Raw genomic sequence first — 24,987 nt, 5'->3', positions numbered from 1 at the left:
TTACTATTCTACTAGTTTTTGGCCTATTCGTCAACCGCTCCAGACCTGATTCTCAAAGAAAAGCCTCTCAATTGGCTCGGGTATCATTATAGAAAGAAAAAGGTAAGCACAATCTCCTACTTACCTTTTCATAATTTTTATAAATAAGTTAAGAGTGGCCAAGCATTGTAAAACATATGGACTAGAGTAGAAACCCATAGGTTTTGGCTCTTTTTATAAGCAAAACCCAGCAACAAGCCCCCAAGTAGATAAAAAATAAACGAAGGGACATTAGAAGGTCCATGCATGAAAGAAAAGAGAGAGGAAGTTAGCACAAGCCCTAACCAAGAATTGTCAAAAACCGCACCTTGAAGAAGTCCTCTGAAAATAAGTTCCTCCTGGATGGGTCCAAAAACTGAGGAAGTCAAAATCAAAGAAAGGGAAATTCCTCTGCTGACTTCCGTCAAGTGTTGAACTCCTGCGCCAGAAGAAATAGCAAAGAAATGAATATAAACCAGCGTCTCAAGTACACTTAGAAGAAAGATTGCAATAAAAAGCAAAAGGTCTTTCCTGCTTAACATCCCAAAAGAAATCATTTCAAACTTTCTAGCATAAGCAACACTCACCAAAGTTACAAGAAGACTTACAATAATCAGTGCAGGCTCATTTTGAAAAAAATCCCCATGGTTAATCGTATAAGGAACTGTAATGACGATTATTAATACTAAAAATCCAAAGCACAAGGTATGAAATTTATCAAAAAACTCCATAAAATTATCCTCCTCAACAAACAGACTTCCCTACAAGTCATCCTTTCGCTCTAGTCTTTCCAAAACAAACCATTTTATACTCGTCAACGTCGCCTTGAATTATATATGTGACTGACTTCGTCAGTTCTATCCACAACCTCAAAACACTGTTTTGAGCAACCTGCAGCTAGCTTCCTAGTTTGCTCTTTGATTTTCATTGAATATAAGTTAAAAGTGGCAAACTGTTGTAAAACATGTGGACTAGAGTAGAAACCCATAGGTTTTGGCTCTTTTTATAAGCAAAGCCCAGAAACAAGCCCCCGAAAAGATAATAGCAAAACGAAGGAATATCATAAGGTTCATGCATGAAAGAAAAGAGAGAGGATGTCAGCACAAGCCCCAGCCAAGAATTATCAAAAACCGCACCTTGAAGAAGCCCTCTAAACATGAATTCCTCCTGGATAGGTGCCAAAACTGTAGCACTAACAATAAAGGAAAGCGAAAGTCCTTTACTAGCTTCCTCAAGGTGTTGATCCGAAGCACCAGAAACAACTGAGAAAAAAGCATGATAGCTAATACTTACCAGCACAGTGAGAAGAAAGATTCCAATGAAGAGCAAGAGTTGTTTCCTGCTTAAAATCCCCAAAGAAATCATATCAAACCATTTCGCATAGCCAAAACTAAGGAAAAGCAAGAGACTCTTTACAACAATGAATGTGTACTGGTGTTGAAAATAATCGCCTTGATTAATGGAATAACCCGCTGCACCAACGATTGCAAATACTAAAAATCCCAAAAACAAGGCATGACATTTATTGAAAATGACCATAAAACTATCCTCCTCAACAAACAGACTTCCCTACAAGTCATCCTTTAACTCTAGTCTTTCCAAAACAAACCATTTTAGTAAGCAAAATCCGACCACATAGCCAGCCCCTAAGAATATAACTATGAAAGCTAGCATGGGATTCAGGAAATAAAAGACCACAACAGAAACAAAGGTTAGCACAAAAACATTAAAAGCAATGGTGTCAGAAGCCAAGACCAGAATATAGGGTGTCAACCAGTCTAAGGTTTTTGAATCTAGGAAAAATAAGTGTTTATACATGATGACCTCCTCTTGACAAACTCTACTGCTGTAAGATTAAGAAAACAGTTTGTTCTTTTTAAGGCTAACCTGACTACTAGATAATAGATACATTAAGGAATTAAAGACAATGAAAATATGTCCATAGAATAAAATCAGCTTCGCATCCAAACCAAGATAAAGTTTGACCATTAAAAAGATGAGCAAAAGAATTTGAAACCATAAGGTTTTTCCAAAAATAAATTTAAAGCGGTTTTGGATGTCTACTTCCTTGATTTTTACCGCCACCCCTTTATTAGCAAGAAGGAAAATTCCTGCTTCAAACAATCCACTGTAGAGAACAATCCACCCAATCGATACATTAGAGATTTGTAAAAATGTCCCTAAAAGAATATTCAACATACTGCTCAAGAAAATAACAAGAAATAATCTGTATTTCATATTAAATACCTCCATTCATTTATTTCACGAACTTTTTAATAGAGTCTTCTACTCAAATATCCTGATAAAAGAGGAAAGAAAGCTACTTTTTATAATACTTCAAGCCCCAAATGAGCAGAAGCATGATAATCAAGCAGAGAATAGCACCAATGTAGGCAATTAATTGTTGATAGAATTCTCCTGCTGTAATCCCTCTATACAAACAGATAATAGACATAAAACCTGTCAAACCAATGAACATCAGTTGATTGGTTCTAGGATTAACCAAATCATCATCTTCAAACTTTCTTATCCTCATTTCTCTAGTGAGGTAAACAGTGACCAAAATAGAAGCCAAGTTAATAACCACTAAAAGAAATTGGAAAACCAAGGAAAAATTTAAAAACTGACGAGATAGAAATAGATAAGTAGAGACAATCAAGGGCAACTGACCTAGGAACAATCTCGCAAGGAAGATGGTCCGTTTTTTAAAAAATATTTTTTTCATTGCTTTCTCCATTACAATTAAATGATATCTAATCATTTTCTAAAATTTGATAACTTTTGTGAAATGTTTTAGCAGAAACAACTCTATGATTGGTGACATCTATATAATCACCTGGATAACCAAGAACATACATTCCATAACCAGCGAATCCTCCTCCAACTGTTCCAACTAGACCAAACTTGATATTCGTTGCGAGAGAAGTGTTGAGACCTGCCATTAGAATGCGCACATGATTATCCAACCAAACCATATAATTTTTTTGAAAAGCTTCCTCTACCCAACTTGGTTTAGGAGTTGCTTGACCAATTTCCCAAACATCAACAATTTGATTCCCATATTTTGCCTTCATAGCTTCAATCCTTTTTAAATACCATTACATGAGTTTGGAGTTCCCCCTATACCATATGGACCACATGGTTTTGAAAAATGTATAATAGGCCACTTACCATTTAATTGATCCAAAGTTGGAGAAGGTGCTAGCCCACCCAATAAACCAGCAACCATATCTCCCCAGCCTCCGAAACCTCCTTCAACGCAAGCAAGCATATCAGTATCCATCATTTCAAATTGTGACATCGTTTTTGTATTCATAACGAATACCTCCTTTTTTATTTTTAATTTTAATTGTTATCCTGTTGCAATTGGCAATTTTAGTATAGCACTATTTGTTAAAGTTTTGCATACAAATCTTGAATTATCATCAAAACATCTTGAGGCGTTAAAATAATCGAAAAAGAAAGCATTTCGTAAATACTTACCCTTTTATCATTCAGTTCATATACAGTTATAATCTTTTATATATAAAATAAATACACCTATCTTCTCACTCTTGTCTATAGGCAAATGTTAGCTATATGTTATTACAAACAAATAATATCATTGCACCTGTTTACCATCTATTTTTATTTATGAATTTTTTGTTTCACTTTAATCATTATAGAAGCCATAAAAAATGCGACAGCCATTCGAAGCAGTTGGTAACTTTCTTCCTCTCCTGTTTTCGGTAATAATTTTTCATTCGAAGTAATAGATTCGCTTACATAATCAGTCCCCTTAACATCAGTTAAAGAAGTTTTATTTTCTTGAGCATCATCAAAAATAGGTTTGGGAGTTTCCAATTGATTCTTATTGTCCAACATTGCTAAATTGCCAGATTGAGTAGTTTTAGCTTTAGTAGTTGAGTTTGTACTCTCCACTTTCCCACTATTTTCACTATTAGAATTGGGATTATCATTGGATATTTTCATTTCGGTTCTTTTTTCATCACTCATACCTTTGCTGTCACTTACAACTTTATTACTAATACTCATGCTGTCATTTCTAGTTTTCTCATCACGGACACTTTCAGTTACTGTTTCCTCAGAAGATTTCACTGTCTCCGTTTGCTTAGGTGAGTTTCTTAAGTACATATAATCATACACCTGTTGTGCAGTTGCTCCGCCACCAACCCATCCAGATATCGGATGTCCATTTTTTAAATACAAAATTGTTGGTGTTCCTGGAATACCGACTTTTTTAAATAGAAACTCTCTCGCTTCCCCATCAAAATCCTTACCATCCAAATCATAATACTCTAACTTCTTTTCAATCAAGTTATTAAATTCTTTCAATTCAGGAGAAAATTGACGACAATGAGAGCAAGTTTTTCTACCAAAATAAATAGTATGTTCCAATTGATCCTCTGTAAAAGATTGACGAACGGCTTCAATATCTACCTTTTTAAAGTCCGCAACATTCTGTTCATACTCTTCGGGAGTTACAACAGAAGGTTTATGCTCCACCTTTTCCTTAACCGATTGCAAATCTGGTGCCACAAGAGAACTGTCATTCGCCCGAATAGATGAAGTAGTAGGCTGTTCTTCTGCATATACAACACCCGTAGTAATAGATGCAAATACAAGTGGTACAAGTAATAGCGATTTTATATTTTGTTTCTTCATAAGAATACTCCTTTACATTTGTTATCTTTATCTTACCTTATTTAAGATTACAAATTCATCTAAATCTTAAATGGTCATCGAAACATCTTGAATTGCAAAAACTTCATTATAAAAGGGTAAGTATTGCGAAAACACTTACCCTTTTCTTTTATACTTCATTAAGCTCTACTTTTTATAATACTTCAACCCCCAAATGAGCAGAAGCATGATGGTTGAGCAGAGAATAGCGCCAATATAAGCGATTAGTTGTTGATAGGATTCTGCTACTGTGATACCTCTATACAAATAGATAATAGACATAAAACCTGTCAAGCCGATATACATAAGTTGATTGGTTCTAGGACTAACCAAATCATCATTTACTTCTATTTAAGATCATGTCTTTTATGCTAATGTATGTTAACACTAAAAAACAAGTTAGGCCAATAATATTCAAAATGAATAGCAATGGGGTTAAGTCTCTAAAAAAATTAGCCACTGACATTATAATAAATACTAAAAATACTATAGTTGAAACTATCTTTTTCTTGTTCATAATTATTTACTCCATTCCAACTAAATTCAGCTTAGTAATGAAGAGCGATTTTTAACAGAATGTAGCAGCACCCGTTGCCGCTCCGCCCCAAAAACCAGCAGCAGCTCCAGATACAGTACCAATGATAGGTAGCGTTACAGTGCCCACAGCACCACCAGCAACTCCTCCAGTCAATGCACCTCCAACTACACCGAGTCCACATTTTATCCAACCGCCACCTTCAATACAAGCAAGCACATCAGTATCCATAATCTCAAATTGTTCCATCATTTTTGTATTCATGACAAATACTCCTTTTTTATTTTTAATTTTTGTCCTGTTGCAACTTTGACAATTTCAGTATAGCACTATTTGTTAAAGTTTTTCATCCAAATCTTGAATTGTCATCGAAACATCTTGAATTGCAAAAAAAATTCATTATAAAAAGGTAAGTATTTCGAAAACACTTACCCCTTTATACTTCATTAAGCTCTACTTTTTATAATACTTCAAGCCCCACATAAGCAGAAGCATGATAATTAAGCAGAGAACAGCGCCAATATAGGCGATTATTTGTTGGTAGGTTTCTGTTGCTATGATACCTCTATACAAACAAATAATAGACATAAAGCCTGTCAAGCCGATGAACATAAGTTGATTGGTTCTAGGACTAACCAAATCATCATCTTCAAATTCTCTTATCCTCATTTCCCTAGTGAGGTAAACAGTAACCAAAATAGAAGCCAAGTTGATAACCACTAAGAGAAATTGGAAAACCAAGGAAAAATTTAAAAACTGACGAGATAGAAACAGATAAGTAGAGACAAGCACGGGAAACTGACCTAGGAACAATCTCGCTAAGAATACATTGCGTTTTGTTACAAATATTTTTTCTTTCCCAATCAGCAGAAACAATTTCTCCATTACAATTAAATGATATCTAATCATTTTCTAAAATGTTATAACTTTTGTGAAATGTTTTGGAAGAAACAACTCTATGATTTGTAAGGTCAAGATAATCTCCTAGATAGCCAAGAACATACATACTATAACCAGCGAATCCTCCTACAACTGTTCCAATCAGACTAAACTTGATATTAGTTACGAGAAAAGTATTAAGAACCACCATTAGAATGCGCAGATGATTATCCAATCAAACCATATAATTTTTTTGAAAAGCTTCCTCTTCCCAACCTCCGAAACCTTCTTCAACTTTCGCAAAATTCTCAGTATCCACAATCTCAAATTGTGACATCATTTAATATTATTAATCTAAACAGTAATAGTATCCATTTCCCTATTTTTTAAGATTTTTTATCCAATATTATATCATATTGGTTACTTACATATACTACAAGAATGATAAACAATTGTAACAGATATGAACTAAAATAGGCACCGATAGATTTTGACTCTTTTTATAAGCAAAGCCCAGCATGAAACCTCCAAATAGATAATAGATAAACGAAGGAACATCATAAGGAGCATGCAGGAAAGAGAAGAGAGAGGCAGTCAGTATAAGCCCCAACCAAGAATTTTCAAAAACCGCACCTTGAAGGATACCTCTGAAAACAAATTCCTCCAGAATAGGCCCAAAAACTGTCACGCTTGCAATAAAGGATAAGGAAATTCCTGTACTAGTAGCCTCAAGGTGTTGATATCTAGCACCAGAAGAGACTGTAAAAAAACTATAATAACCTATATTTACCAGCACACAAATAAGAAAGCTTCCAATAAAAAGTAGAATTTCTTTCTTCGTTAACCTTCTTAGCGAAACCATATCAAACCATTTCGCATAGGCAACACTCAGTGAAATCCAGAAAGTCTTTGTGATAATAAATAGGTACTCGTTTTGAAAAAAATCTCCTTGATTGATGGTATAACCTACTGTAGTAACTGTTATAAAGGCTAAAAATCCAACAAACACAGCATGACATTTGTTAAAAATAGTCATAAATACAACCTCTCTCTAATTGAAGTAACTAAAAACTTAAACTTCAAAAATTTTTTTCTCTATAAATACATTTTACTGATATTCCAAACATAGACAATCTAAATTTTTGTGAATTTCTACAAGAAAATTGGAATTTTTCAAATCATTACGAGCAAAGTTTGAAACTAACAAACTCCTCTACCTTACTATAAAGCACCAGAAAACGGCTAATTTCAATACTTAGGATATTTGAGACTATATAATCGAATCTAAGTTTAGAATTTCCTTTTTTTCTAGAGTAGTTCCTCAGATAACTTTACCTATCATTCGAATTTACCTAAACACAGTATAATAAAACTTTGTCTTTAACCTGAGGTGTTTTCAACTATAGTTTTATAAAAATTTAACATTGTGGTAAAATTTTTCCTGGATACGCAGGTGTATAGTTTTCACATAAAGGGAGATTCCCTCCTTTTCCCGGGTGAGTTAAAGCATATTCAAAATATCTCACCCAAGTGTCAGGATGAAATATTGAACCATGACTGTCACCACCATAAATCAATTCTAGTTCCGATAATTCTATAATAGTAACTTTTCCCATTCTATTTCCCTACTTTCTACATGGTAAAACAGGCGCCGGATAAGCTGGACCATATTCGTAACACATTGGAAGAGTAACCGAATTTGGATGACGGTGTGCTAAATATCTTCCTATTTTTTCTCCCAATTCATAAAAATTTATCAAATCGTCTCCTCCTTGTATTCTTTCTAAATTTGAATCTGTTAATACCTTTATATATTTCATTGTTTTACTCCTTCTTCTATGGTAGCTTAACACAATACCAGTGATTTCCATTATCAATCATACATTTCTCGTCAGTATAACCAGCTAATATCCCATAAGCAAAAAATCCTGCTGGACCAACCCACCAAGCAATTCCGCCTTCTATATCAGAAAGTGTATCCTCATCAAGAATTTTTAAGGATACAGAAGATTGTAAAATCATGATGAATACCTCCATTTTATTTTTATTTTTATTTTTATTTTTATTTTTATTTTTTGTCTTGTTGCAACTTTGACAAGTTTAGTATATCATTGTTTTTTAAAATTTTTCATCCAAATCTTGAATTGTCATCGAAACATCTTGAATTGTAAAAACTTTCTCCTTACCAAAGTAACGAATATCATTCATAAACCGAAAAATAATATATGTTATCATTGTTTTTTGCTATAATGGTTAATGAGCTTACCTTTCTTGTCTTCAATAAAAAATCAGTATTTGAAGAAAACTAGGAAGCTAGTCACAGACGGTACTGCTTTACGGCGAGATGGTGTTACAGTAGTTTGAAGAATATTTCTTGGGTTCAAACTAAAATACCATAGTATATGAGGTGTCCTATATGAATAAGAAATCCTTTTTTATCATCTGTTCTACGTTGATTATAGCATCGAATCTTCTCATGATTTCCGTGGTGAACAAGGGAGAAGAAACAGGGGGCAATCTGTTTGTGATTGCTATAGCCTGTGTTATGCTACCAGCCTTTTTATATGCAGTTGAAAACCAACTGACTTCATTGATAAGAGGAGAATCAATACTCCTGATTCAGTTGGCAGTTATATCCCTACTCCGTCTTGTTAACAGAATAGAGAGGACGCCTGAAATTCTCAACATTATCATTACCCTCCTATTTTTGGCAAGTGGGACAGCCGGTATTCTTATTGCGATCATGAGAATCTATCAGAACAGACAGAAATAACGTTTAAGACCTCTTAATACTATATACTTGTTCGGTATCGTATTGAACCATAATATACAGGTGTTGTTATGAATTGTTTTAGCTGATTTAAAGATACCAAGACTAAAAAACTATGTTTAAGTTAGAATTTTAAAAATTCAATTTTTGACCGCCTAATCTTTCTTCCAATAGTCATCAAACAAGTCTTTTATTTCATACGAAGTAGTTTCTATAGGACAAGTGTATTTTTCCTACTTGCTTTTTCATTTCTTTTTTACAATTCAAGATGTTTCGATGACAATTCAAGATTTGAATAAAAAATTTTAAAAAACAATGCTATACTAAACTTGTCAAAGTTGCAACACGACAAAAATCTATGTTCAGAGGTGAGTGTCGTTAAAAATAAGATTTATTATGTATCAAATATTTTTTATGGTGTATTAGTATTTTCTATTGGATTAAAATCAAAAGTATTTGTCTTTACCAGCTTAGCTTCAATAACTATGATAACTCTATCCATAATAGGACTTTTTAAAATTAAACGCAAGAACAAGGAGTAAATATGTTAGAATTAAATTTCAATAAATTAGAAGAAATTTCCGGTGGAGGAAATGTGAATGACTGTGTAAACGGAATTGTCGCTTCAGCAGTAGTAATTGGACTTGCTGCTACAGGTCCAACAGGGTGGTTAGCACTAGCTGCGCTAGGTGGAGCAGCTGGTACTGCTGGCTTCGCTACAGGCTGGTCATGTACTTCGCTCTATTATGAAGGTAATTAGGAGGAACAATAATGTTAATGGAAATTAATGAAAACTTTCTTGAAGAAGTTGTCGGTGGAGGAAATGTATCCGACTGTATGCTATCAGCGAGTGGTGCGCTAGGTACGATAGCTAGCGTAGGAGCAATAACAGGTCCCATTGGCTGGGGTGTCGCGCTAGTTTCTGCAGCAGGCTTTGGCTTCCTAACGGGATATAATTGCACTGCTTTATATTTAAACGGAGATTAAAGATACATATGATTTAGAAAGTTATATAAGCCCAAATTACCAGCCAGCGCCTAGAGACGCTGGCTTTCACTTTGTTCAAGCCTTATTACTCTTGACTCGTCACTTGCCTCTCAAAGAGGCTTTAGTATTACTTACCACTATCCCTAAAGGGATCCTCATATTCTTTTACACTTAATTTATCTAGTGCTATATCATGCTTTACTCGTTTTCAAATTTTCATACTCGTGAAGAAATCATCCACTGGATAATTTCTTTAATCTTGACTACATTTCTTAATTGTAGCTTCATTTACTTCCCTATAATCGGATTTCACACACCTAATTTTTCATTTCATATCACCTGAAATACTTAAAAAAATCTAGACAAAAAAGCTTGAATATAAGGAAAAACGCATAATATCAGTACACAAAAACCTTTACATTGCGTTTTATTGTTGCAATATTTTCTTCATTTTCTACCCAACTTTTTTACCATTCAGGAAGTTTCAATGACTATTCAAGATTTCGTAAAATATGAACTTATTTTTATGGCATAATATACCTATCTACTATATGAAAGGAATTGCCAATGACTTCTTATAAACGTACATTTGTTCCTCAAATAGATGCTAGAGACTGCGGTGTTGCTGCCTTAGCCTCGATTGCTAAATTCTATGGTTCAGATTTTTCTCTAGCTCACTTGAGAGAACTTGCAAAGACCAATAAAGAAGGAACGACTGCCCTTGGCATTGTAAAAGCCGCTGATGAAATGGGCTTTGAAACAAGACCTGTTCAAGCAGATAAAACGCTATTTGACATGAGTGATGTCCCCTATCCATTTATCGTTCACGTTAACAAAGAAGGAAAACTCCAACATTACTATGTTGTCTATCAAACAAAGAAAGACTATCTGATTATTGGTGATCCTGACCCTTCTGTAAAAATCACCAAAATGTCAAAAGAACGCTTTTTCTCTGAATGGACTGGAGTAGCTATTTTTCTAGCTCCCAAACCCAGCTATCAACCCCATAAAGATAAAAAGAATGGGCTACTAAGCTTCCTTCCTCTGATTTTCAAGCAAAAATCTCTCATTGCTTACATTGTTCTCTCAAGCTTATTGGTCACGATTATCAATATAGGTGGTTCTTATTATCTCCAAGGAATCTTGGATGAATACATCCCAAATCAGATGAGATCAACTTTAGGAATCATCTCAGTTGGTCTGGTTATCACCTATATCCTCCAACAAATTATGAGCTTCTCCAGAGATTATCTCCTAACTGTTCTGAGTCAGAGATTAAGTATTGATGTGATTTTATCCTATATTCGCCATATTTTTGAACTTCCTATGTCTTTCTTTGCGACACGTCGTACAGGAGAAATCATTTCACGGTTCACAGACGCTAACTCTATTATAGATGCCTTGGCTTCTACCATTCTTTCTCTTTTTCTGGATGTTTCTATTCTGATTCTTGTAGGAGGCGTCTTACTGGCACAAAACCCTAATCTCTTCCTTCTTTCTCTTATTTCCATTCCTATATACATGGTCATCATCTTTTCTTTTATGAAGCCTTTTGAAAAAATGAACCATGATGTCATGCAAAGTAATTCTATGGTTAGCTCTGCCATTATCGAAGATATCAACGGGATTGAAACTATAAAGTCGCTCACGAGTGAAGAAAATCGCTATCAAAATATAGACAGCGAATTTGTAGATTATTTGGAAAAATCCTTTAAGCTCAGTAAGTATTCTATTTTACAAACGAGTTTAAAGCAGGGAACAAAATTAGTTCTGAATATCCTTATCCTATGGTTTGGCGCTCAATTAGTCATGTCGAGTAAAATTTCTATTGGTCAGCTGATTACCTTTAACACACTTCTTTCTTACTTTACAACTCCTATGGAAAATATTATCAACCTCCAAACCAAACTCCAATCTGCGAAGGTCGCTAATAACCGCTTGAACGAGGTCTATCTAGTCGAATCTGAATTTCAAGTTCAAGAAAACCCTGTTCATTCACATTTTTTGATGGGCGATATTGAATTTGATGACCTTTCTTATAAGTATGGTTTTGGACGAGATACCTTAACAGATATTAATCTCACGATTAAACAAGGAGATAAGGTTAGCCTAGTTGGAGTTAGTGGTTCTGGTAAAACAACTTTAGCCAAAATGATTGTCAATTTCTTTGAACCCTACAAAGGACATATTTCCATCAATCATCAGGATATTAAAAACATTGATAAGAAAGTCTTGCGCCGTCATATTAATTACCTTCCCCAACAAGCCTATATCTTTAATGGCTCTATCTTAGAAAATTTAACCTTGGGTGGTAATAATATGATTAGCCAAGAAGATATTCTAAGAGCTTGTGAATTAGCTGAAATCCGTCAAGACATTGAAAGAATGCCTATGGGCTATCAAACTCAGCTCTCTGATGGAGCTGGTCTATCAGGAGGACAAAAGCAACGAATAGCCCTCGCTCGTGCTCTTTTAACTAAATCTCCTGTTTTAATACTAGATGAAGCTACTAGCGGTCTTGATGTCTTGACTGAGAAAAAAGTTATAGATAATCTTATGTCCCTCACTGATAAAACCATTCTCTTTGTAGCCCATCGTCTCAGTATAGCCGAACGAACTAACCGTGTCATTGTTCTTGACCAGGGGAAAATCATTGAAGTTGGTAGTCACCAAGAGTTAATGCAGGCGCAAGGCTTCTACCATCATCTATTCAATAAATAAGGAGAATGTCATGAATCCTAATCTTTTTAGAAGCGTCGAGTTTTATCAGAGACGTTACCATAACTATGCGACAGTGTTAATTATACCTCTTTCATTACTGTTTACTTTCATCTTGATTTTCTCCCTTGTTGCTACAAAAGAAATTACTGTTACTTCCCAAGGAGAAATCGCCCCTACAAGTGTCATTGCATCTATTCAGTCAACAAGTGATAATCCTATCCTTGCTAATCATTTAGTGGCAAATCAAGTAGTTGAAAAAGGTGATTTACTCATCAAATACTCTGAAACAATGGAAGAAAGTCAGAAAACTGCCTTAGAAACTCAATTACAAAGACTTGAGAAGCAAAAAGAAGGACTTGGAATTTTGAAACAAAGCTTAGAAAAAGCGACTGATCTTTTTTCTGGCGAGGATGAGTTTGGCTACCATAATACCTTTAGGAATTTTACTAAACAATCCCATGATATTGAACTGGGTATCACAAAGACTAACACCGAAGTTTCAAATCAAGCTAATCTTGCCAATAGCAGTTCATCAGCCATCGAACAAGAAATTACAAAAGTTCAACAACAAATTGGAGAATACCAGGAGCTGAGAGATGCTATCATAAATAACAGAGCACGCTTACCAACTGGCAATCCACACCAGTCAATTTTGAATCGTTACCTTGTAGCCTCACAAGGACAAACACAAGGAACTGCAGAAGAGCCATTTTTATCTCAAATTAATCAAAGTATTGCAGGTCTGGAATCATCTATCGCAAGCCTCAAAATTCAGCAAGCTGGTACCGGAAGTGTATCAACTTATGATAATAGTTTAGCAACCAAAATTGAAGTACTCCGCACTCAGTTTTTACAGACAGCTTCTCAGCAACAACTAACCGTGGAGAATCAATTAACAGAATTAAAAGTACAACTAGATCAAGCAACGCAGCGCTTAAAAAACAATACCTTAACCGCTCCAAGTAAAGGTATCGTTCATCTGAACAGCGAATTTGAAGGTAAAAATAGAATTCCAACTGGTACAGAAATTGCTCAAATATTCCCTATCATCACAGATACAAAAGAAGTACTAATCACTTACTACGTATCTTCTGACTATCTACCTCTACTAGATAAAGGACAAACTGTAAGATTAAAACTGGAGAAGATTGGAAATCACGGCATTACCATCATCGGTCAACTTCAAACAATTGATCAAACTCCTACCAGAACAGAGCAAGGAAATCTCTTTAAATTAACCGCTCTTGCAAAACTATCTAATGAGGATAGTAAACTCATCCAATATGGCTTACAAGGTCGCGTCACTAGTGTAACTGCAAAGAAAACATATTTTGATTATTTCAAAGATAAAATGTTAACCCATTCTGATTAATTTTCAGATAACACTCTATAACTATTTATTATCTTATCAAAAAGGAGAATCATAACATGGATAAGAATCAAAACCTAACTTCATTTCAAGAACTAACAACTACTGAACTCAACCAGATTACAGGTGGAGGATGGTGGGAAGATATCTTATACGACCTTAATATAATTAAGTATAAGAATACGAAAGAACTTCATCATCCAATACAACTATAAAGAATAAGACCGAGAAACAAGCACTCTCGGTCTTATTTTTTTCATCATTCTGTAGGTATCATAGTAAGCACCTGACGAAAAACTTGATCTTGACAGGTAGTATTGAGACTGGTATTAGGATGGCTTTCCACAATCTTCATAACGGTATAGAGACCGACACCTCTCTCCTCCCCTTTAGAACTGGCTCCAAAGGAGAAAATCTCAGAAATATCGATGCCTTCTTCTTTGATGGAATTTTCGATGATGAAGGTCTCCTGTGCTCCACTTTTTAAAAAGGCGATTGAAACATGAGATTGACTAGCCTCTGCACTGGCTTCAATAGCATTGTCACAAAGGATAGACACAATGGTTAGAAAATCAAGCAGTCTCATCCCCTCGACCTGAATCTCCTCAGGAACTTCGACATTAAAGACAATGTTCTTATCTCTGGCTTTTAGAAATTTCCCCGCGAGGAGACTTTTAAGGGCACGGTCCCGAACATTCACCAATCGCCCAAGGTCATATTTATTGTCCTGCAATTTCTGACTGGAATCCTTTAAAACAGAGTCGTAAACCTCTTTTATCTGCTCCATATCCTCCTCTTCAATGCCCAGACGTAAACTGGTCAAGAGGTTGGTGTAGTCATGGCGAAAACTCCGTACTTCCTTGTAAAGTTCCTCTATGTGTCGACTATAGCGCTCCATATCTCTATAGCGCAAGACCTGCTCTTGGTCCAGTCTCTCACGGAGTTTGTCCTTCAAATAGGTATCCAATTTCTTGATAACCCCCATAAAAAAGAGGAGGTAAAAGACTAGGATGAGATGGCGAACAGTCTTTGATTGAATACCTTGCTCATATTCAAAGTAAGACAGAGTTTGTATCACCAAATAGTAAGCCCCCATTATCCAGTTAATTTTAGTCAGGGACTTTTGAAAGGCTTTATCTAGAATCTCATTTCTCAAGCTAGTAAAATCATAGTCCAACCATTTCAAAAAGGCTAGAGAAATTAAGAAATTTAAAATTATTATACACAACCAAATCAAAGAGTAATCATCATATACTTGCCCTTGTCCCAAAAATGGAAGCACAAAATAGGAGACTCCTCTATGAAAGAGATTCACCAATATCATTGGAAAGAGACCATAAAAGAAAAGGAGTTTTTTAGGGTTCCCTCTTAACAGTAAGAAAGACAAGCCTATACCGTACAAGGGGGTCGTGAAATAAGATAGGTAAGTATTTCCTACTATATGGCTAATCATTACAAAAACAAAGGCCAACAGTATCTTAAAAAGAAAGGCCTTAAAAATCCTCTCAAAAGTGAGACCAATTCCATCTACCTTAAAGAAAATGACAATTTCTAGCCCATTAGTAATAAGTGTATATAATAATATCCAAGCAATATTCATAAACTCTCCTAGCTCAATGCAAGTTATTGATAGCCTCAGACACTTCCCTGACCTTATAACGCGCAATCATACAGCTTCCACCATTGGGAAAGAAAAGGAGTTTTTCTTTCTTATCCAAATGCACCACATTGGCAGGATTGATGAGAAAAGAGCGGTGGCACTGCAAGAGACGGGGCTCCTGCTTGAAAACCTCCTCTAAACTCGCTGTAAATTCCAGCCTGTCTGTCTTGGTATAGAGAATAACACGATGAGGTCTTGGGGATGTTTCGAGATAGTAAACCTCTTTAAAAGGATATTGGAATTGGGCAAATTTTGATTTAAAATAAAAGCAATCTTCAGCTAGACTTTTACTGTCTTGACCATTGGCATAGAGGAGGGCTGTCTCGATACGAGACTCAAACTCCTCAGCTGACAAGGCCTTATCAATGTAGTCCAGAGCAGACACTTGGTAGCGAAAGGACAGGGGCATAAACTCTGAGTGAGTCGTCACAAAGACAATCAGGGCATAGGGGTCTCGATCCCGAATCTTTCTAGCCACCTCCAGACCCTTCATCTCCTCATTTCGAATCTCAATATCCAAAAAGAATAGCTGATGGGCCCCCTTCTCATGCACCTCTGCCAGTAGCTGGTCTGGCTTACCAAAGACCTCAAAAGAGCTAGGAATGATATGATGTTCCTTCAAAAGTTTCTCAATTGTCGTTTCAATCCTAGCCTGTTGGGAAAAATCATCCTCTAAAACAAATACTCTCATCTTCCTACTCTCCTTTTTTCAACCATTTTTGACGAATTTCTCTATAGCGACGTCTGGCATACTTGACAGCGTATTGACCTTCTTCTCCGAGAAAAAGGATTCTTTCTTGAAAATCAATCGATTTTAATTTATCAAGATTAACCAAACAATTTCGATGACATCTCATCAAGGTTTCTCCATATTGGTCCTCAAGATTACTTAAATTTTGAACCATATTAAAACTAGCCTCTTCTGTAACAATCTTTACAGTATGGGCTTTAGTTGGATGTGCTTGGATATAGTAGATATCGTCGACGTTTACTTTATAGACTGTTTTCTGTGTCTGAATAATCATATGTTTCATTGGATTCTCCTCCTAATACTCTTCGAAAATCTCTTCAAACCACGTCAGCTTCACCTTGCCGTACTCAAGTACAGCCTGCGGCTAGCTTCCTAGTTTGCTCTTTGATTTTCATTGAGTATAAGAAAAGAATAACAGAAAAGTTCTAGCACAAGCCCACCAAATCCTAAACAGTCTTTGAAAGCTCCTGAAAGGTGTCTTGCCCCTCAGATAAGCATGATAATCTTACAACTATTTTATCATAAAATTCACTCAGCGCAATTCAAGACATTTCAATGACAATTAAAGATTTGATGGTGAAAAAGGAAATAAAAGTGATAGAATGACAGTATCAAAATACAGTTGCTAGAAACAAGACTAGCACCCAGATTAAAGGAGGAATTTTCATGACAGATACAGACCCTATCAAAAGAGCTCAGACTTTGATTACTGACTTAAACAAAGCCTATCAAGCATGCAAACAGGCAACCGCTGACGACGTCCGCTTTCAGGAGCAACTAAACTCTATTCTTGGTTTTCTAGCCAAGGCTGAGACAGTGGATAATCGAGTCTTAATTGAACTGGAAAAATTTTACCAGACTTCCAGTCTTCTCATGGGACTCAGCGCTCTCGATCCAGATGCTCCAACTCGCGCCGCTTGGCGGGCCTATGACCGTTTCCACTTTGACCAAGTCAAGACCAAGTTGAGCCTCTATGGACCAACCATTATCTTGTAGAAAATAAAAGAAGCTGAGACAAACTGAACTCAACTTCTTTTTTAATATCATATAAGCAATATTAGTCCTGCATCTGACGTTTGACCTGATAAGGTAAGTACAAGACTAGTAAAACCAAACCAGCTCCCAGTAAGGCTAGAAGGGCTAGTTTTTCTTGGAAGGTAATCAACCCAACAACTAATTCCACAAGTAAAACAAAACTGGTCAATCCTCGGACTACAGCCTGTAAGCCTTTTTCCTTTTGCCCCTTGTCCAGTGGAAAGAGTTGGGTCAAATACTGGTAGTCAAAGGCATGATAGAGGCCCAGCAACTGGAAGAGCAAGAGGTAGTTAAAGAGAACCACCACTGCTGTCGCAATCCAAGCTTGCTCGATAAAGACCTGCGCCAACAAAGAAAGCAAGAGAAGACGGAGACTGAGGGCAAAGAGATCTCCATTTCGCAAATAAGAACGCAGATAGAGATTTTGCCAAATCTTTCCAGGCACCTTCTGAACAGCCTTTAGGATAAAGTCCAGATAGGCACGACGCTTGACGCTGTTTGAAATTCCCTTGACCTGCGTAAAGAGGGCAAAGAAACGAAGCAAGACTTGCTTACGCTTGCTTTCTTGAGAAATAACATAGTCCCAGTCCAGTCTATTTTCAGTGAAAAATTTGCTGGCCTTTTGACGAAAGAGGAAATATTTTCCTACTCCCAATAAAAGCACATAGACCAGAAAAACAGGCAAGCCATAGCCCATTGCTAAAAATAAGGGCGCAAACAATAGCAAGAAAAGGGTCTGCACAAAGAGCCAAAAGACTAGGGAAATGCCAGTTTGACGCTTAAGATGGAGTTTGATTTCCTCTTCTCCGACCAAGAGAAAGAGCTTGTCTGGAGCCTCCATATAGGTGGCAATTCCTCCCCAAAGCAAAAGTAAAACAGACGTAATTCCTACAAACAAAAAGATAAGCCAATGATTTTCAGGAAAATGTTGTAAAAGTTGACTGTACTGGTAGGCTAGAAAGCCCAACAGGACAAGCAGGAATAAGACAAAGTGGTCATTGAGAACATAACGTAGATAACCAAGACACTCCTTCCGAAAAGCCTGCTTTCTCTTTAAAAACAAGTCTTTCATAGCTCCTCCTCTTTGGTCAGAGCCAAGTAAATATCATTCAAACTAGCCTCAGGCATATCAAAGGCTTCGCGCAGTTGCAGGAGATTCCCCTTGGCACGCACCTCTCCCTTGTGAAGAATGATAAAGGCATCACACATCTTCTCCGCCGAATCCAGAACGTGGGTACTCATGAGAATGGACTTGCCCTTTTGCTTTTCCACTTCTAAAAGTTGAATCAAGTCTGCAATAGCCAGCGGATCAAGACCAAGGAAAGGCTCATCCACGATAAAGAGACTCGGATCCACCACAAAAGCACAGATAATCATGACCTTCTGCTTCATCCCTTTTGAAAAATGAACAGGGAACCAATCTAATTTCTGGTCCAGACGAAACATTTTTAACAAAGGTTCCACTCGATCAAAAGCCACTTTCTGGTCAATACCATAAGCCATAGCAACCGTTTCGATATGCTCTCTGAGAGTCAATTCCTCATACAGGCTGGGCGTTTCTGGAATGTAGCCAATTTGCTTGCGATAACTTGTCGCATCTTCTTGCAGGGTCAGGCCATTGATATTGATGGAGCCACTATAAGGTGTCAACAGACCGATAATCTCATTAATAGTCGTCGATTTACCAGCACCATTTAGACCAATCAAACCGACCAACTGCCCACTTTCAACAGTAAAGGACACATCTTTCAAGACAGGGACATGAACATAGCCACCTGTCAGGTTTTTAATTTCTAACATATTTTCTCCAAATCTGGTATAATGTAGCTATATTATATCAAAATTCAATACAGTAGAGGTAGATTTTATGTCAGATTGCATTTTTTGTAAAATCATCGCAGGGGAAATTCCTGCTTCAAAAGTATATGAAGATGAGCAGGTTCTTGCCTTTCTTGATATCTCTCAAGTGACACCAGGACACACCTTAGTCGTACCCAAAAAGCACTATCGCAATCTTTTGGAGATGGACGCTACGAGCGCCAGCCAACTCTTTGCCCAAGTTCCAACAGTGGCTCAAAAAGTCATGAAAGCCACTAAGGCCGCTGGTATGAATATCATTGCCAACTGTGAAGAAATCGCAGGCCAAACAGTCTTCCATACCCACGTTCACCTCGTGCCTCGCTACAGTGCGGACGATGACCTCAAGATTGATTTTATCGCCCACGAACCAGACTTTGACAAACTCGCTCAAGTCGCTGAAACTATCAAAAACGCCTAAGGAGTTGCCATGAAATTATCCAATCTACTGCTATTTGCAGGAGCTGCAGCTGGAAGTTATCTGGTCACAAAAAATCGCCAAACCATCACAGATGAAGTCTTGAATACCACTGACCGCGTTCAAGCTATCAAGGACGATGTAGATATTATCCAAAACAGCCTGCAAATCATTGACCAGCAAAAAGAACTCATCAAGGAATACCAAGAAGACCTGACTTACAAGTTTAAGGTCTTGGAAAAAGATATCCAGACTAGACTAGCTGTGATCAAAGAAACACAGGAACTTGAAGATAAGTAAAAAGAGCCAGTCGGCTCTTTTTTAAAACATAAACAAGTTATATCCCATCAACTATACATCATAATTTAGGTAACTCATACTCAATAAAAATCAAAGAGCAAACTAGAAAGCTAGGCTTAGGCTGCTCAAAACACCGTTTTGAGGTTGTGGATAGAACTGACGAAGTCAGTAACATATATACGACAAGCCGACGCTGATGTGGTTTGAAGAGATTTTTGAAGAGTATTATTCACCGTTTTATAACCAAATCAAATACTTTCCCAGACTTTCCGCCGTAATGAAAACACCTGAAATAGTTTGGTTTCAGGTGTTCGGAAACTTTGAGACCTGGGCTCAAAGTTTAGGTATGGAACTTCGAAGAAGGTCGCTACCGTCCGTCATTACTTAAGGAAAGTCTTAAAAAATCTATAAACAAAAAGAGCCCAACGGCTCTTTTTACTTTTATTCTCCTTCAAAGGCATCTTTAATATGGTCAAAGAAGCCCTTTTTCTTTGGATTGACTTTTAAATCACCTGCAGCTGCGAATTCTTTCAAGGCTGCTTTTTGGCGGTCGTTCAAGCCTGTCGGTGTTACGACATTAACGGTAACGTATTGGTCACCAACTGCACCTCCACGAAGGCTCGGAGCTCCTTTTCCACGTAGACGGAATTTCTTACCAGTCTGAGTTCCCTCTGGGATAACCAATTCAACATCACCATGAACCGTTGGGATATCAACTGTGTCACCAAGAGCTGCTTGGACAAAGTTAAGGTTGAGATTGTAGAAGATAGTCGTTCCTTCACGTTCAAACTTATCGCTGGCTTCCACAGAAACCACTACATACAAGTCACCGTAAGGTCCACCGTTAAAGCCTGCTTCACCTTGGCCTGCTAGGCGAATTTGTTGACCAGTTTCCACACCAGCAGGGATTTTTACATGTACACTATGGGCTTGTTTTTCATGACCTGTTCCGTGACATGTTGTACATGGATCTTTGATTTCTTTTCCGCGACCATGACAGACATCACAGGTTACTTGGCGACGCATCATACCAAGCGGAGTCTGCGTATCGACGTTAATGACACCAGCACCGTGACAGCGTCCACAAGTGACTGGACTTGTTCCTGGCTTAGCACCAGAGCCATTACATGTACGACAGCTTGCTTCACGGTTGTATTTAACTTCTTTTTCAGCTCCAAAAATAGCTTCTTCAAAGGTCAAGTTCACACGATACTGGAGATCATCCCCCTGACGAGGAGCATTTGGATTGCGTGAAGCACCGCCTCCGCCGAAGAAACTTGAGAAGATGTCCTCAAAACCACCGAAGCCACCTGCCCCATTGAAACCGCCGAAACCACCAGCACCACCAAAGCCACCGTTGGCTCCTGCAGCACCATATTGGTCATAGGCTGCACGTTTTTGGTCGTCACTCAAAGTCTCATAGGCTTCCTGAACTTCCTTGTATTTTTCCTCAGCACCAGGCTCCTTATTGATATCTGGGTGGTATTTTTTTGAAAGCTTACGATAAGCCTTTTTGATCTCGTCTGCCGAAGCGTTTTTTGACACCCCCAGACGATCATAAAATTCAGTATTGTTCATACAAGATACTAAGAGCGAACAGAAAGCGACTGAAATTTAGGAAACCGACAAGAAATCCTGATTTCTTAGGAGGTTTATCTAATTTCCAAGCTTTCCGCTCGAGTTCAATTACGAACACCCTTATTCCTTTCTGTTAATATTACGGAACGAAACCTCGATTTAGGTCGGGTTCAATTCCTTTCTTTTATATTGAGTAAGAAATTTGGGAACCCGTGTTCAGTTACGAACACCCTTGTTCCTTTCTATAATTTTCATGTAAATCTTTAGAGGATGTTTTCTATACTCTGCTTCACTTCATCAAACTCTTTGTCCGATAGAGTAAAAATCAAATCCTCTTCAGCATACTCGTTCTGTTCTTTAAAATAGTTGTCCGTATTCTCTGCCAACCCTAAACCGAAAATCACTTTTCTTGCAAACTCTTGATGTGCAAAACCAATAGCCGTAATAATTTGTTTATCTTGGACAAGAACTTTCGGTCGGAAATTCTCATGTGGAAGAAATTCAAAATAGTCAAAGAAGTTTTGCCAAATTCCACCTGTAAATTTCGTGTCGTTCAACAAACCTGCCTTCGCCAATAAAAGAGGCGCTGAAGAAATGGCGGCAATTAAGACATCTTGCTCATTGAGACCTTTCAAAAACGAAATCAATTTCTCATCTTGTAGAGCAGGACCTATATTTACCATTCCTGGCAAAATCATACAAGAATAATCTTCTATACGGATCTGATCCAATGTTTTCGTCGGTTGACAGGACAAACCATCCTCAGAGACCACCATCGAATTCTCAGAAGCTACATAATCAATCATGATATCAAAAGACAGAGCTAAAGTACTTGTTAAAGTAGTTATCTCATAAAGAGAAAAATTAGGATAAATGACACAAAGTACTTTTTTCATACGCAACATCCTCTATTTTATCGAAAAACAGAGGCTGGGTTGCAACCTCTGGATTTCTATACTTTATGATTTATAACGGAATCGCATAGCCTTTCCATTTACTAACATCATATTTATCTTCACAATTGTCACAATAGCAAAATGCATCTGAAAAGGTTGCTTCATAACCGTAACCACTACCATTCGGACGTTCTTTAGACCAGACAACAGTTCCTTGACCACAAGGGCATTTATAAGTCCTCACTCTTTCATCATATGTACCATTTTCATGAGTTTCATCAGAGATGAGTTCCAATTCAATTCTATCATTCATATCAATACCTCAACATCTTATTTTTCCGTAAACTCTCCGTCTACGACGTCATCGCCTGCGTTTCCTGTTGCTTGTGCGCCTTCTGCTCCTGCTTGAGCTTGTTGCGCTGCTGCGGCTTGTTCGTAGAGTTTAACAGCAAGTCCTTGAGCTTTTTCGTTCAATGCTTCAAGTTTTGCTTTCATGTCGTCCAAGTTGTTGTCTTCTTGCGCTTTCTTAAGGTCATCAAGGGCAGCTTGGGCAGCGTCACGTTCTGCGTCGAATCCTTTGCCTTCAGTTTCCTTGATTGTCTTTTCAGTCGCAAAGATTGCTTGGTCTACTTCGTTACGAAGGTCAACTTCTTCTTTACGTTTCTTATCTGCTTCAGCGTTTGCTTCTGCATCTTTCATCATGCGGTCGATTTCTTCGTCAGTCAAACCTGAGTTTGATTGGATGACAATTGTTTGTTCTTTTTGAGTTCCAAGGTCTTTGGCCTTAACAGATACTATACCGTTCTTGTCGATGTCAAATGTTACTTCGATTTGAGGAATTCCACGAGGTGCAGCTGGGATATCTGTCAATTGGAAGCGTCCAAGAGTCTTGTTATCTGCTGCCATTGGGCGTTCACCTTGAAGAACGTGGATATCAACGGCTGGTTGGTTGTCTGCTGCTGTTGAGAAGACTTGTGATTTAGAAGTTGGAATTGTAGTGTTGCGGTCGATGAGTTTTGTAAAGACTCCACCCATTGTTTCGATACCAAGTGACAATGGTGTTACGTCAAGAAGGACAACGTCTTTAACATCACCAGTAATCACACCACCTTGGATAGCAGCACCCATAGCCACAACTTCATCAGGGTTTACTGATTTGTTTGGTTCTTTACCAGTTTCAGCCTTCACAGCTTCTACAACGGCTGGGATACGGGTTGAACCACCAACAAGGATAACTTCGTCGATTTCTGACAAGCTCAAACCTGCATCTGAAAGGGCTTGACGAACTGGGACTTTTGTACGTTCTACAAGGTCACGAGTCAAATCGTCAAATTTAGCACGAGTCAAGGTCATTTCCAAGTGAAGAGGTCCAGCCTCACCTGCAGTAATAAACGGCAAGCTGATTTGTGTTGAAGTTACACCAGAAAGGTCTTTCTTCGCTTTTTCAGCCGCATCTTTCAAACGTTGCATTGCCATCTTGTCAGTAGACAAGTCAATACCGTTTTCTTTCTTGAATTCTGCTACCAAGTGGTCGATGATTTTTTGGTCAAAGTCGTCACCACCAAGTTTGTTGTCCCCTGCAGTTGACAATACGTCGAAGACACCGTCACCCAATTCAAGGATAGATACGTCGAATGTACCACCACCAAGGTCGAATACCAAGATTTTTTCTTCTTTGTCAGTCTTGTCCAAACCGTAAGCAAGAGCTGCTGCAGTTGGTTCGTTGACGATACGTTCTACTTCAAGACCAGCGATTTTACCAGCGTCTTTTGTTGCTTGACGTTGAGCGTCGTTGAAGTAAGCTGGAACTGTGATAACTGCTTTAGTTACTTTTTCACCAAGGTAATCTTCAGCGTAGCCTTTCAAATATTGAAGAATCATTGCTGAGATTTCTTGTGGAGTGTATTCTTTTCCGTTAGCAGAAACTTTTTCAGAAGTTCCCATTTTAGATTTGATAGAGATGACTGTATCTGGGTTTGTGACTGCTTGGCGTTTTGCAGCATCCCCAACGATGATTTCTCCGTTTTTGAATGAGACTACAGATGGAGTTGTGCGGTTTCCTTCTGGGTTTGCGATGATTTTTGATTCAGTTCCTTCAAGAACTGCAACTGCTGAGTTTGTTGTACCTAAGTCAATACCGATAATTTTAGACATGTGTTTTTCTCCTTAAATTTTATATTCTACTTTTCTTTTAGATACTCTTCTTAAGTGGCGGCGCCGTCAGAGCTTGACTTCGTCAATCTCTTTGACTAAACTTTGAGCCTAGGGTCTCAAAGTTTGCGCAGATAGCGCCACGGCGAAGAGTATCATCTTTGGTTCGCTTCGCTCACTATTGCAAAGTTGAACAACTTTTTATCTTTCTTCATAGTTTATTGTCGTTTCGGACAAGTTTTGTCAAGTTTTCTAAACTAGTTATAGACCACCACCATTGCTGGGCGTAGGATGCGGTCATGGAGTTTGTAGCCTTTTTGGAAGACTTGGGCGATGGTATCTGCTGGGTGTTCATCGTCTGCTGGGAGAGTTTGGATGG

Annotated in this window: 33 protein-coding genes and 3 pseudogenes; 9 read left to right on the top strand and 27 right to left on the bottom strand. The window is 37.6% G+C overall.

The features are described from left to right. Positions 1-137: 137 nt before the first annotated feature. The 16 genes and pseudogenes from RWM06_RS05205 to RWM06_RS05130 form a co-directional block, all read right to left on the bottom strand. Positions 138-749, bottom strand: coding sequence for a type II CAAX endopeptidase family protein (locus tag RWM06_RS05205; RefSeq protein WP_313970347.1), 612 nt, complete (start codon positions 747-749; stop codon positions 138-140). A 193-nt stretch (positions 750-942) separates the two neighbouring features. Beyond that, positions 943-1,557 (bottom strand): type II CAAX endopeptidase family protein, encoded by a 615-nt coding sequence (locus RWM06_RS05200; protein ID WP_313970346.1) that lies wholly within the window; start codon positions 1,555-1,557, stop codon positions 943-945. Positions 1,558-1,587: 30 nt separating this feature from the next. After that, complete coding sequence (gene blpZ, locus RWM06_RS05195) at positions 1,588-1,836, bottom strand: immunity protein BlpZ (protein WP_313970345.1); 249 nt, start codon at positions 1,834-1,836, stop codon at positions 1,588-1,590. A gap of 36 nt (positions 1,837-1,872) precedes the next feature. Next, complete coding sequence (locus tag RWM06_RS05190) at positions 1,873-2,256, bottom strand: immunity protein (protein ID WP_313970344.1); 384 nt, start codon at positions 2,254-2,256, stop codon at positions 1,873-1,875. An 82-nt stretch (positions 2,257-2,338) separates the two neighbouring features. After that, positions 2,339-2,743, bottom strand: a complete 405-nt coding sequence (locus RWM06_RS05185) for an immunity protein (RefSeq protein WP_313970343.1) — start codon at positions 2,741-2,743, stop codon at positions 2,339-2,341. 28 nt (positions 2,744-2,771) lie between these two features. Then, complete coding sequence (locus RWM06_RS05180) at positions 2,772-3,092, bottom strand: hypothetical protein (protein ID WP_049531421.1); 321 nt, start codon at positions 3,090-3,092, stop codon at positions 2,772-2,774. 14 nt (positions 3,093-3,106) lie between these two features. Further along, a complete protein-coding gene (locus RWM06_RS05175; RefSeq protein ID WP_313970342.1) occupies positions 3,107-3,334 on the bottom strand; it encodes a Blp family class II bacteriocin in 228 nt (75 codons plus the stop codon). A 311-nt stretch (positions 3,335-3,645) separates the two neighbouring features. Then, entirely contained in the window at positions 3,646-4,683 is a 1,038-nt protein-coding gene (locus RWM06_RS05170; protein ID WP_313970341.1) for a thioredoxin domain-containing protein, read from the bottom strand. Between the two features lie 165 nt (positions 4,684-4,848). Further along, positions 4,849-5,218: pseudogene (locus tag RWM06_RS05165) on the bottom strand (immunity protein). 51 nt (positions 5,219-5,269) lie between these two features. Next, on the bottom strand, positions 5,270-5,500 hold the full coding sequence (locus RWM06_RS05160; RefSeq protein WP_050390363.1) for a Blp family class II bacteriocin: 231 nt from the start codon (positions 5,498-5,500) through the stop codon (positions 5,270-5,272). Positions 5,501-5,689: 189 nt separating this feature from the next. After that, positions 5,690-6,121 carry an immunity protein gene (locus RWM06_RS05155; RefSeq protein WP_313970355.1) on the bottom strand — a complete coding sequence of 144 codons (432 nt, stop codon included), beginning with the start codon at positions 6,119-6,121 and terminating at the stop codon, positions 5,690-5,692. Between the two features lie 16 nt (positions 6,122-6,137). Beyond that, positions 6,138-6,452 (bottom strand): annotated as a pseudogene (locus tag RWM06_RS05150) (role in replication). A gap of 96 nt (positions 6,453-6,548) precedes the next feature. After that, a complete protein-coding gene (locus tag RWM06_RS05145) occupies positions 6,549-7,151 on the bottom strand; it encodes a CPBP family intramembrane glutamic endopeptidase (RefSeq protein ID WP_000151808.1) in 603 nt (200 codons plus the stop codon). A gap of 382 nt (positions 7,152-7,533) precedes the next feature. Further along, positions 7,534-7,731, bottom strand: a complete 198-nt coding sequence (locus RWM06_RS05140; RefSeq protein WP_000521218.1) for a hypothetical protein — start codon at positions 7,729-7,731, stop codon at positions 7,534-7,536. Between the two features lie 9 nt (positions 7,732-7,740). Then, positions 7,741-7,935, bottom strand: coding sequence for a hypothetical protein (locus tag RWM06_RS05135; protein WP_313970340.1), 195 nt, complete (start codon positions 7,933-7,935; stop codon positions 7,741-7,743). Between the two features lie 16 nt (positions 7,936-7,951). Beyond that, complete coding sequence (locus tag RWM06_RS05130) at positions 7,952-8,137, bottom strand: hypothetical protein (protein ID WP_000603122.1); 186 nt, start codon at positions 8,135-8,137, stop codon at positions 7,952-7,954. Between the two features lie 394 nt (positions 8,138-8,531). Here RWM06_RS05130 and RWM06_RS05125 point away from each other — a divergent pair, with 394 nt between their 5' ends. From RWM06_RS05125 to RWM06_RS05115, 3 genes are all read left to right on the top strand, one after another. Next, a complete protein-coding gene (locus RWM06_RS05125) occupies positions 8,532-8,888 on the top strand; it encodes a hypothetical protein (protein ID WP_313970339.1) in 357 nt (118 codons plus the stop codon). Positions 8,889-9,429: 541 nt separating this feature from the next. Next, positions 9,430-9,645 carry a hypothetical protein gene (locus RWM06_RS05120; RefSeq protein WP_313970338.1) on the top strand — a complete coding sequence of 72 codons (216 nt, stop codon included), beginning with the start codon at positions 9,430-9,432 and terminating at the stop codon, positions 9,643-9,645. Between the two features lie 11 nt (positions 9,646-9,656). After that, positions 9,657-9,872: a hypothetical protein gene (locus tag RWM06_RS05115; RefSeq protein ID WP_313970337.1), complete on the top strand. Its 216-nt coding sequence runs from the start codon at positions 9,657-9,659 to the stop codon at positions 9,870-9,872. 127 nt (positions 9,873-9,999) lie between these two features. Here RWM06_RS05115 and RWM06_RS05110 read toward each other — a convergent pair. Then, positions 10,000-10,071, bottom strand: a pseudogene (locus tag RWM06_RS05110) (IS200/IS605 family transposase); the annotation flags it as partial. A gap of 368 nt (positions 10,072-10,439) precedes the next feature. Between RWM06_RS05110 and blpA the strand changes: the two are divergent. The 3 genes from blpA to blpC are packed head-to-tail and all read left to right on the top strand — an operon-like array spanning position 10,440 to position 14,177. Next, complete coding sequence (blpA, locus tag RWM06_RS05105) at positions 10,440-12,593, top strand: peptide cleavage/export ABC transporter BlpA (RefSeq protein WP_313970336.1); 2,154 nt, start codon at positions 10,440-10,442, stop codon at positions 12,591-12,593. Positions 12,594-12,603: 10 nt separating this feature from the next. Then, positions 12,604-13,965, top strand: a complete 1,362-nt coding sequence (locus RWM06_RS05100; protein WP_313970335.1) for a bacteriocin secretion accessory protein — start codon at positions 12,604-12,606, stop codon at positions 13,963-13,965. Positions 13,966-14,021: 56 nt separating this feature from the next. After that, positions 14,022-14,177: a quorum-sensing system pheromone BlpC gene (gene blpC / locus RWM06_RS05095; RefSeq protein WP_313970334.1), complete on the top strand. Its 156-nt coding sequence runs from the start codon at positions 14,022-14,024 to the stop codon at positions 14,175-14,177. A 44-nt stretch (positions 14,178-14,221) separates the two neighbouring features. On the opposite strand, the gene RWM06_RS05090 is transcribed toward blpC, so the two are convergent. From RWM06_RS05090 to RWM06_RS05080, 3 genes are read right to left on the bottom strand one after another with little or no spacing between them, the layout of a single operon-like run. Beyond that, entirely contained in the window at positions 14,222-15,562 is a 1,341-nt protein-coding gene (locus tag RWM06_RS05090) for a sensor histidine kinase (RefSeq protein WP_313970333.1), read from the bottom strand. A gap of 13 nt (positions 15,563-15,575) precedes the next feature. Next, positions 15,576-16,313: a LytTR family DNA-binding domain-containing protein gene (locus RWM06_RS05085; protein WP_313970332.1), complete on the bottom strand. Its 738-nt coding sequence runs from the start codon at positions 16,311-16,313 to the stop codon at positions 15,576-15,578. Positions 16,314-16,317: 4 nt separating this feature from the next. Continuing rightward, positions 16,318-16,656, bottom strand: a complete 339-nt coding sequence (locus RWM06_RS05080; RefSeq protein WP_313970331.1) for a LytTR family DNA-binding domain-containing protein — start codon at positions 16,654-16,656, stop codon at positions 16,318-16,320. Positions 16,657-17,039: 383 nt separating this feature from the next. Between RWM06_RS05080 and RWM06_RS05075 the strand changes: the two genes are divergently transcribed. Continuing rightward, positions 17,040-17,369, top strand: a complete 330-nt coding sequence (locus tag RWM06_RS05075) for a hypothetical protein (RefSeq protein WP_004261043.1) — start codon at positions 17,040-17,042, stop codon at positions 17,367-17,369. Between the two features lie 61 nt (positions 17,370-17,430). On the opposite strand, the gene RWM06_RS05070 is transcribed toward RWM06_RS05075, so the two are convergent. Both RWM06_RS05070 and RWM06_RS05065 read right to left on the bottom strand, forming a co-directional pair. Continuing rightward, the gene (locus RWM06_RS05070) at positions 17,431-18,480 is read right to left on the bottom strand and encodes an ABC transporter permease (protein WP_313970330.1); all 1,050 of its coding nucleotides are present in this window, start codon (positions 18,478-18,480) and stop codon (positions 17,431-17,433) included. Beyond that, positions 18,477-19,208 (bottom strand): ABC transporter ATP-binding protein, encoded by a 732-nt coding sequence (locus tag RWM06_RS05065; RefSeq protein WP_313970329.1) that lies wholly within the window; start codon positions 19,206-19,208, stop codon positions 18,477-18,479. Before RWM06_RS05065 ends, RWM06_RS05070 begins: the two co-directional genes overlap by 4 nt. A gap of 67 nt (positions 19,209-19,275) precedes the next feature. On the opposite strand from RWM06_RS05065, the gene RWM06_RS05060 reads away from it, so the two are divergent. After that, positions 19,276-19,686: an HIT family protein gene (locus RWM06_RS05060; protein ID WP_070479738.1), complete on the top strand. Its 411-nt coding sequence runs from the start codon at positions 19,276-19,278 to the stop codon at positions 19,684-19,686. A gap of 9 nt (positions 19,687-19,695) precedes the next feature. Beyond that, the gene (locus RWM06_RS05055) at positions 19,696-19,983 is read left to right on the top strand and encodes a hypothetical protein (protein ID WP_000777755.1); all 288 of its coding nucleotides are present in this window, start codon (positions 19,696-19,698) and stop codon (positions 19,981-19,983) included. A 441-nt stretch (positions 19,984-20,424) separates the two neighbouring features. On the opposite strand, the gene dnaJ is transcribed toward RWM06_RS05055, so the two are convergent. The 5 genes from dnaJ to grpE all read right to left on the bottom strand — a co-directional run. Then, positions 20,425-21,561: a molecular chaperone DnaJ gene (gene dnaJ, locus RWM06_RS05050; protein WP_001066319.1), complete on the bottom strand. Its 1,137-nt coding sequence runs from the start codon at positions 21,559-21,561 to the stop codon at positions 20,425-20,427. A 263-nt stretch (positions 21,562-21,824) separates the two neighbouring features. Beyond that, positions 21,825-22,457 (bottom strand): DJ-1/PfpI family protein, encoded by a 633-nt coding sequence (locus RWM06_RS05045; protein ID WP_313970328.1) that lies wholly within the window; start codon positions 22,455-22,457, stop codon positions 21,825-21,827. A 70-nt stretch (positions 22,458-22,527) separates the two neighbouring features. Then, positions 22,528-22,770 (bottom strand): hypothetical protein, encoded by a 243-nt coding sequence (locus RWM06_RS05040; protein ID WP_000999833.1) that lies wholly within the window; start codon positions 22,768-22,770, stop codon positions 22,528-22,530. A gap of 17 nt (positions 22,771-22,787) precedes the next feature. Next, positions 22,788-24,611 carry a molecular chaperone DnaK gene (gene dnaK, locus RWM06_RS05035; protein WP_000034661.1) on the bottom strand — a complete coding sequence of 608 codons (1,824 nt, stop codon included), beginning with the start codon at positions 24,609-24,611 and terminating at the stop codon, positions 22,788-22,790. 254 nt (positions 24,612-24,865) lie between these two features. Beyond that, positions 24,866-24,987 (bottom strand): nucleotide exchange factor GrpE (gene grpE, locus RWM06_RS05030; protein ID WP_313970354.1); only part of this gene is annotated, 122 nt, incomplete at its 5' end.

Source organism: uncultured Streptococcus sp. (genome assembly GCF_963516575.1).
In the GTDB taxonomy this organism is placed as follows: domain Bacteria; phylum Bacillota; class Bacilli; order Lactobacillales; family Streptococcaceae; genus Streptococcus.
The sequence above is the reverse complement of the archived record's forward strand: the minus strand, read 5'-3'. Positions and strand labels throughout refer to the sequence as shown.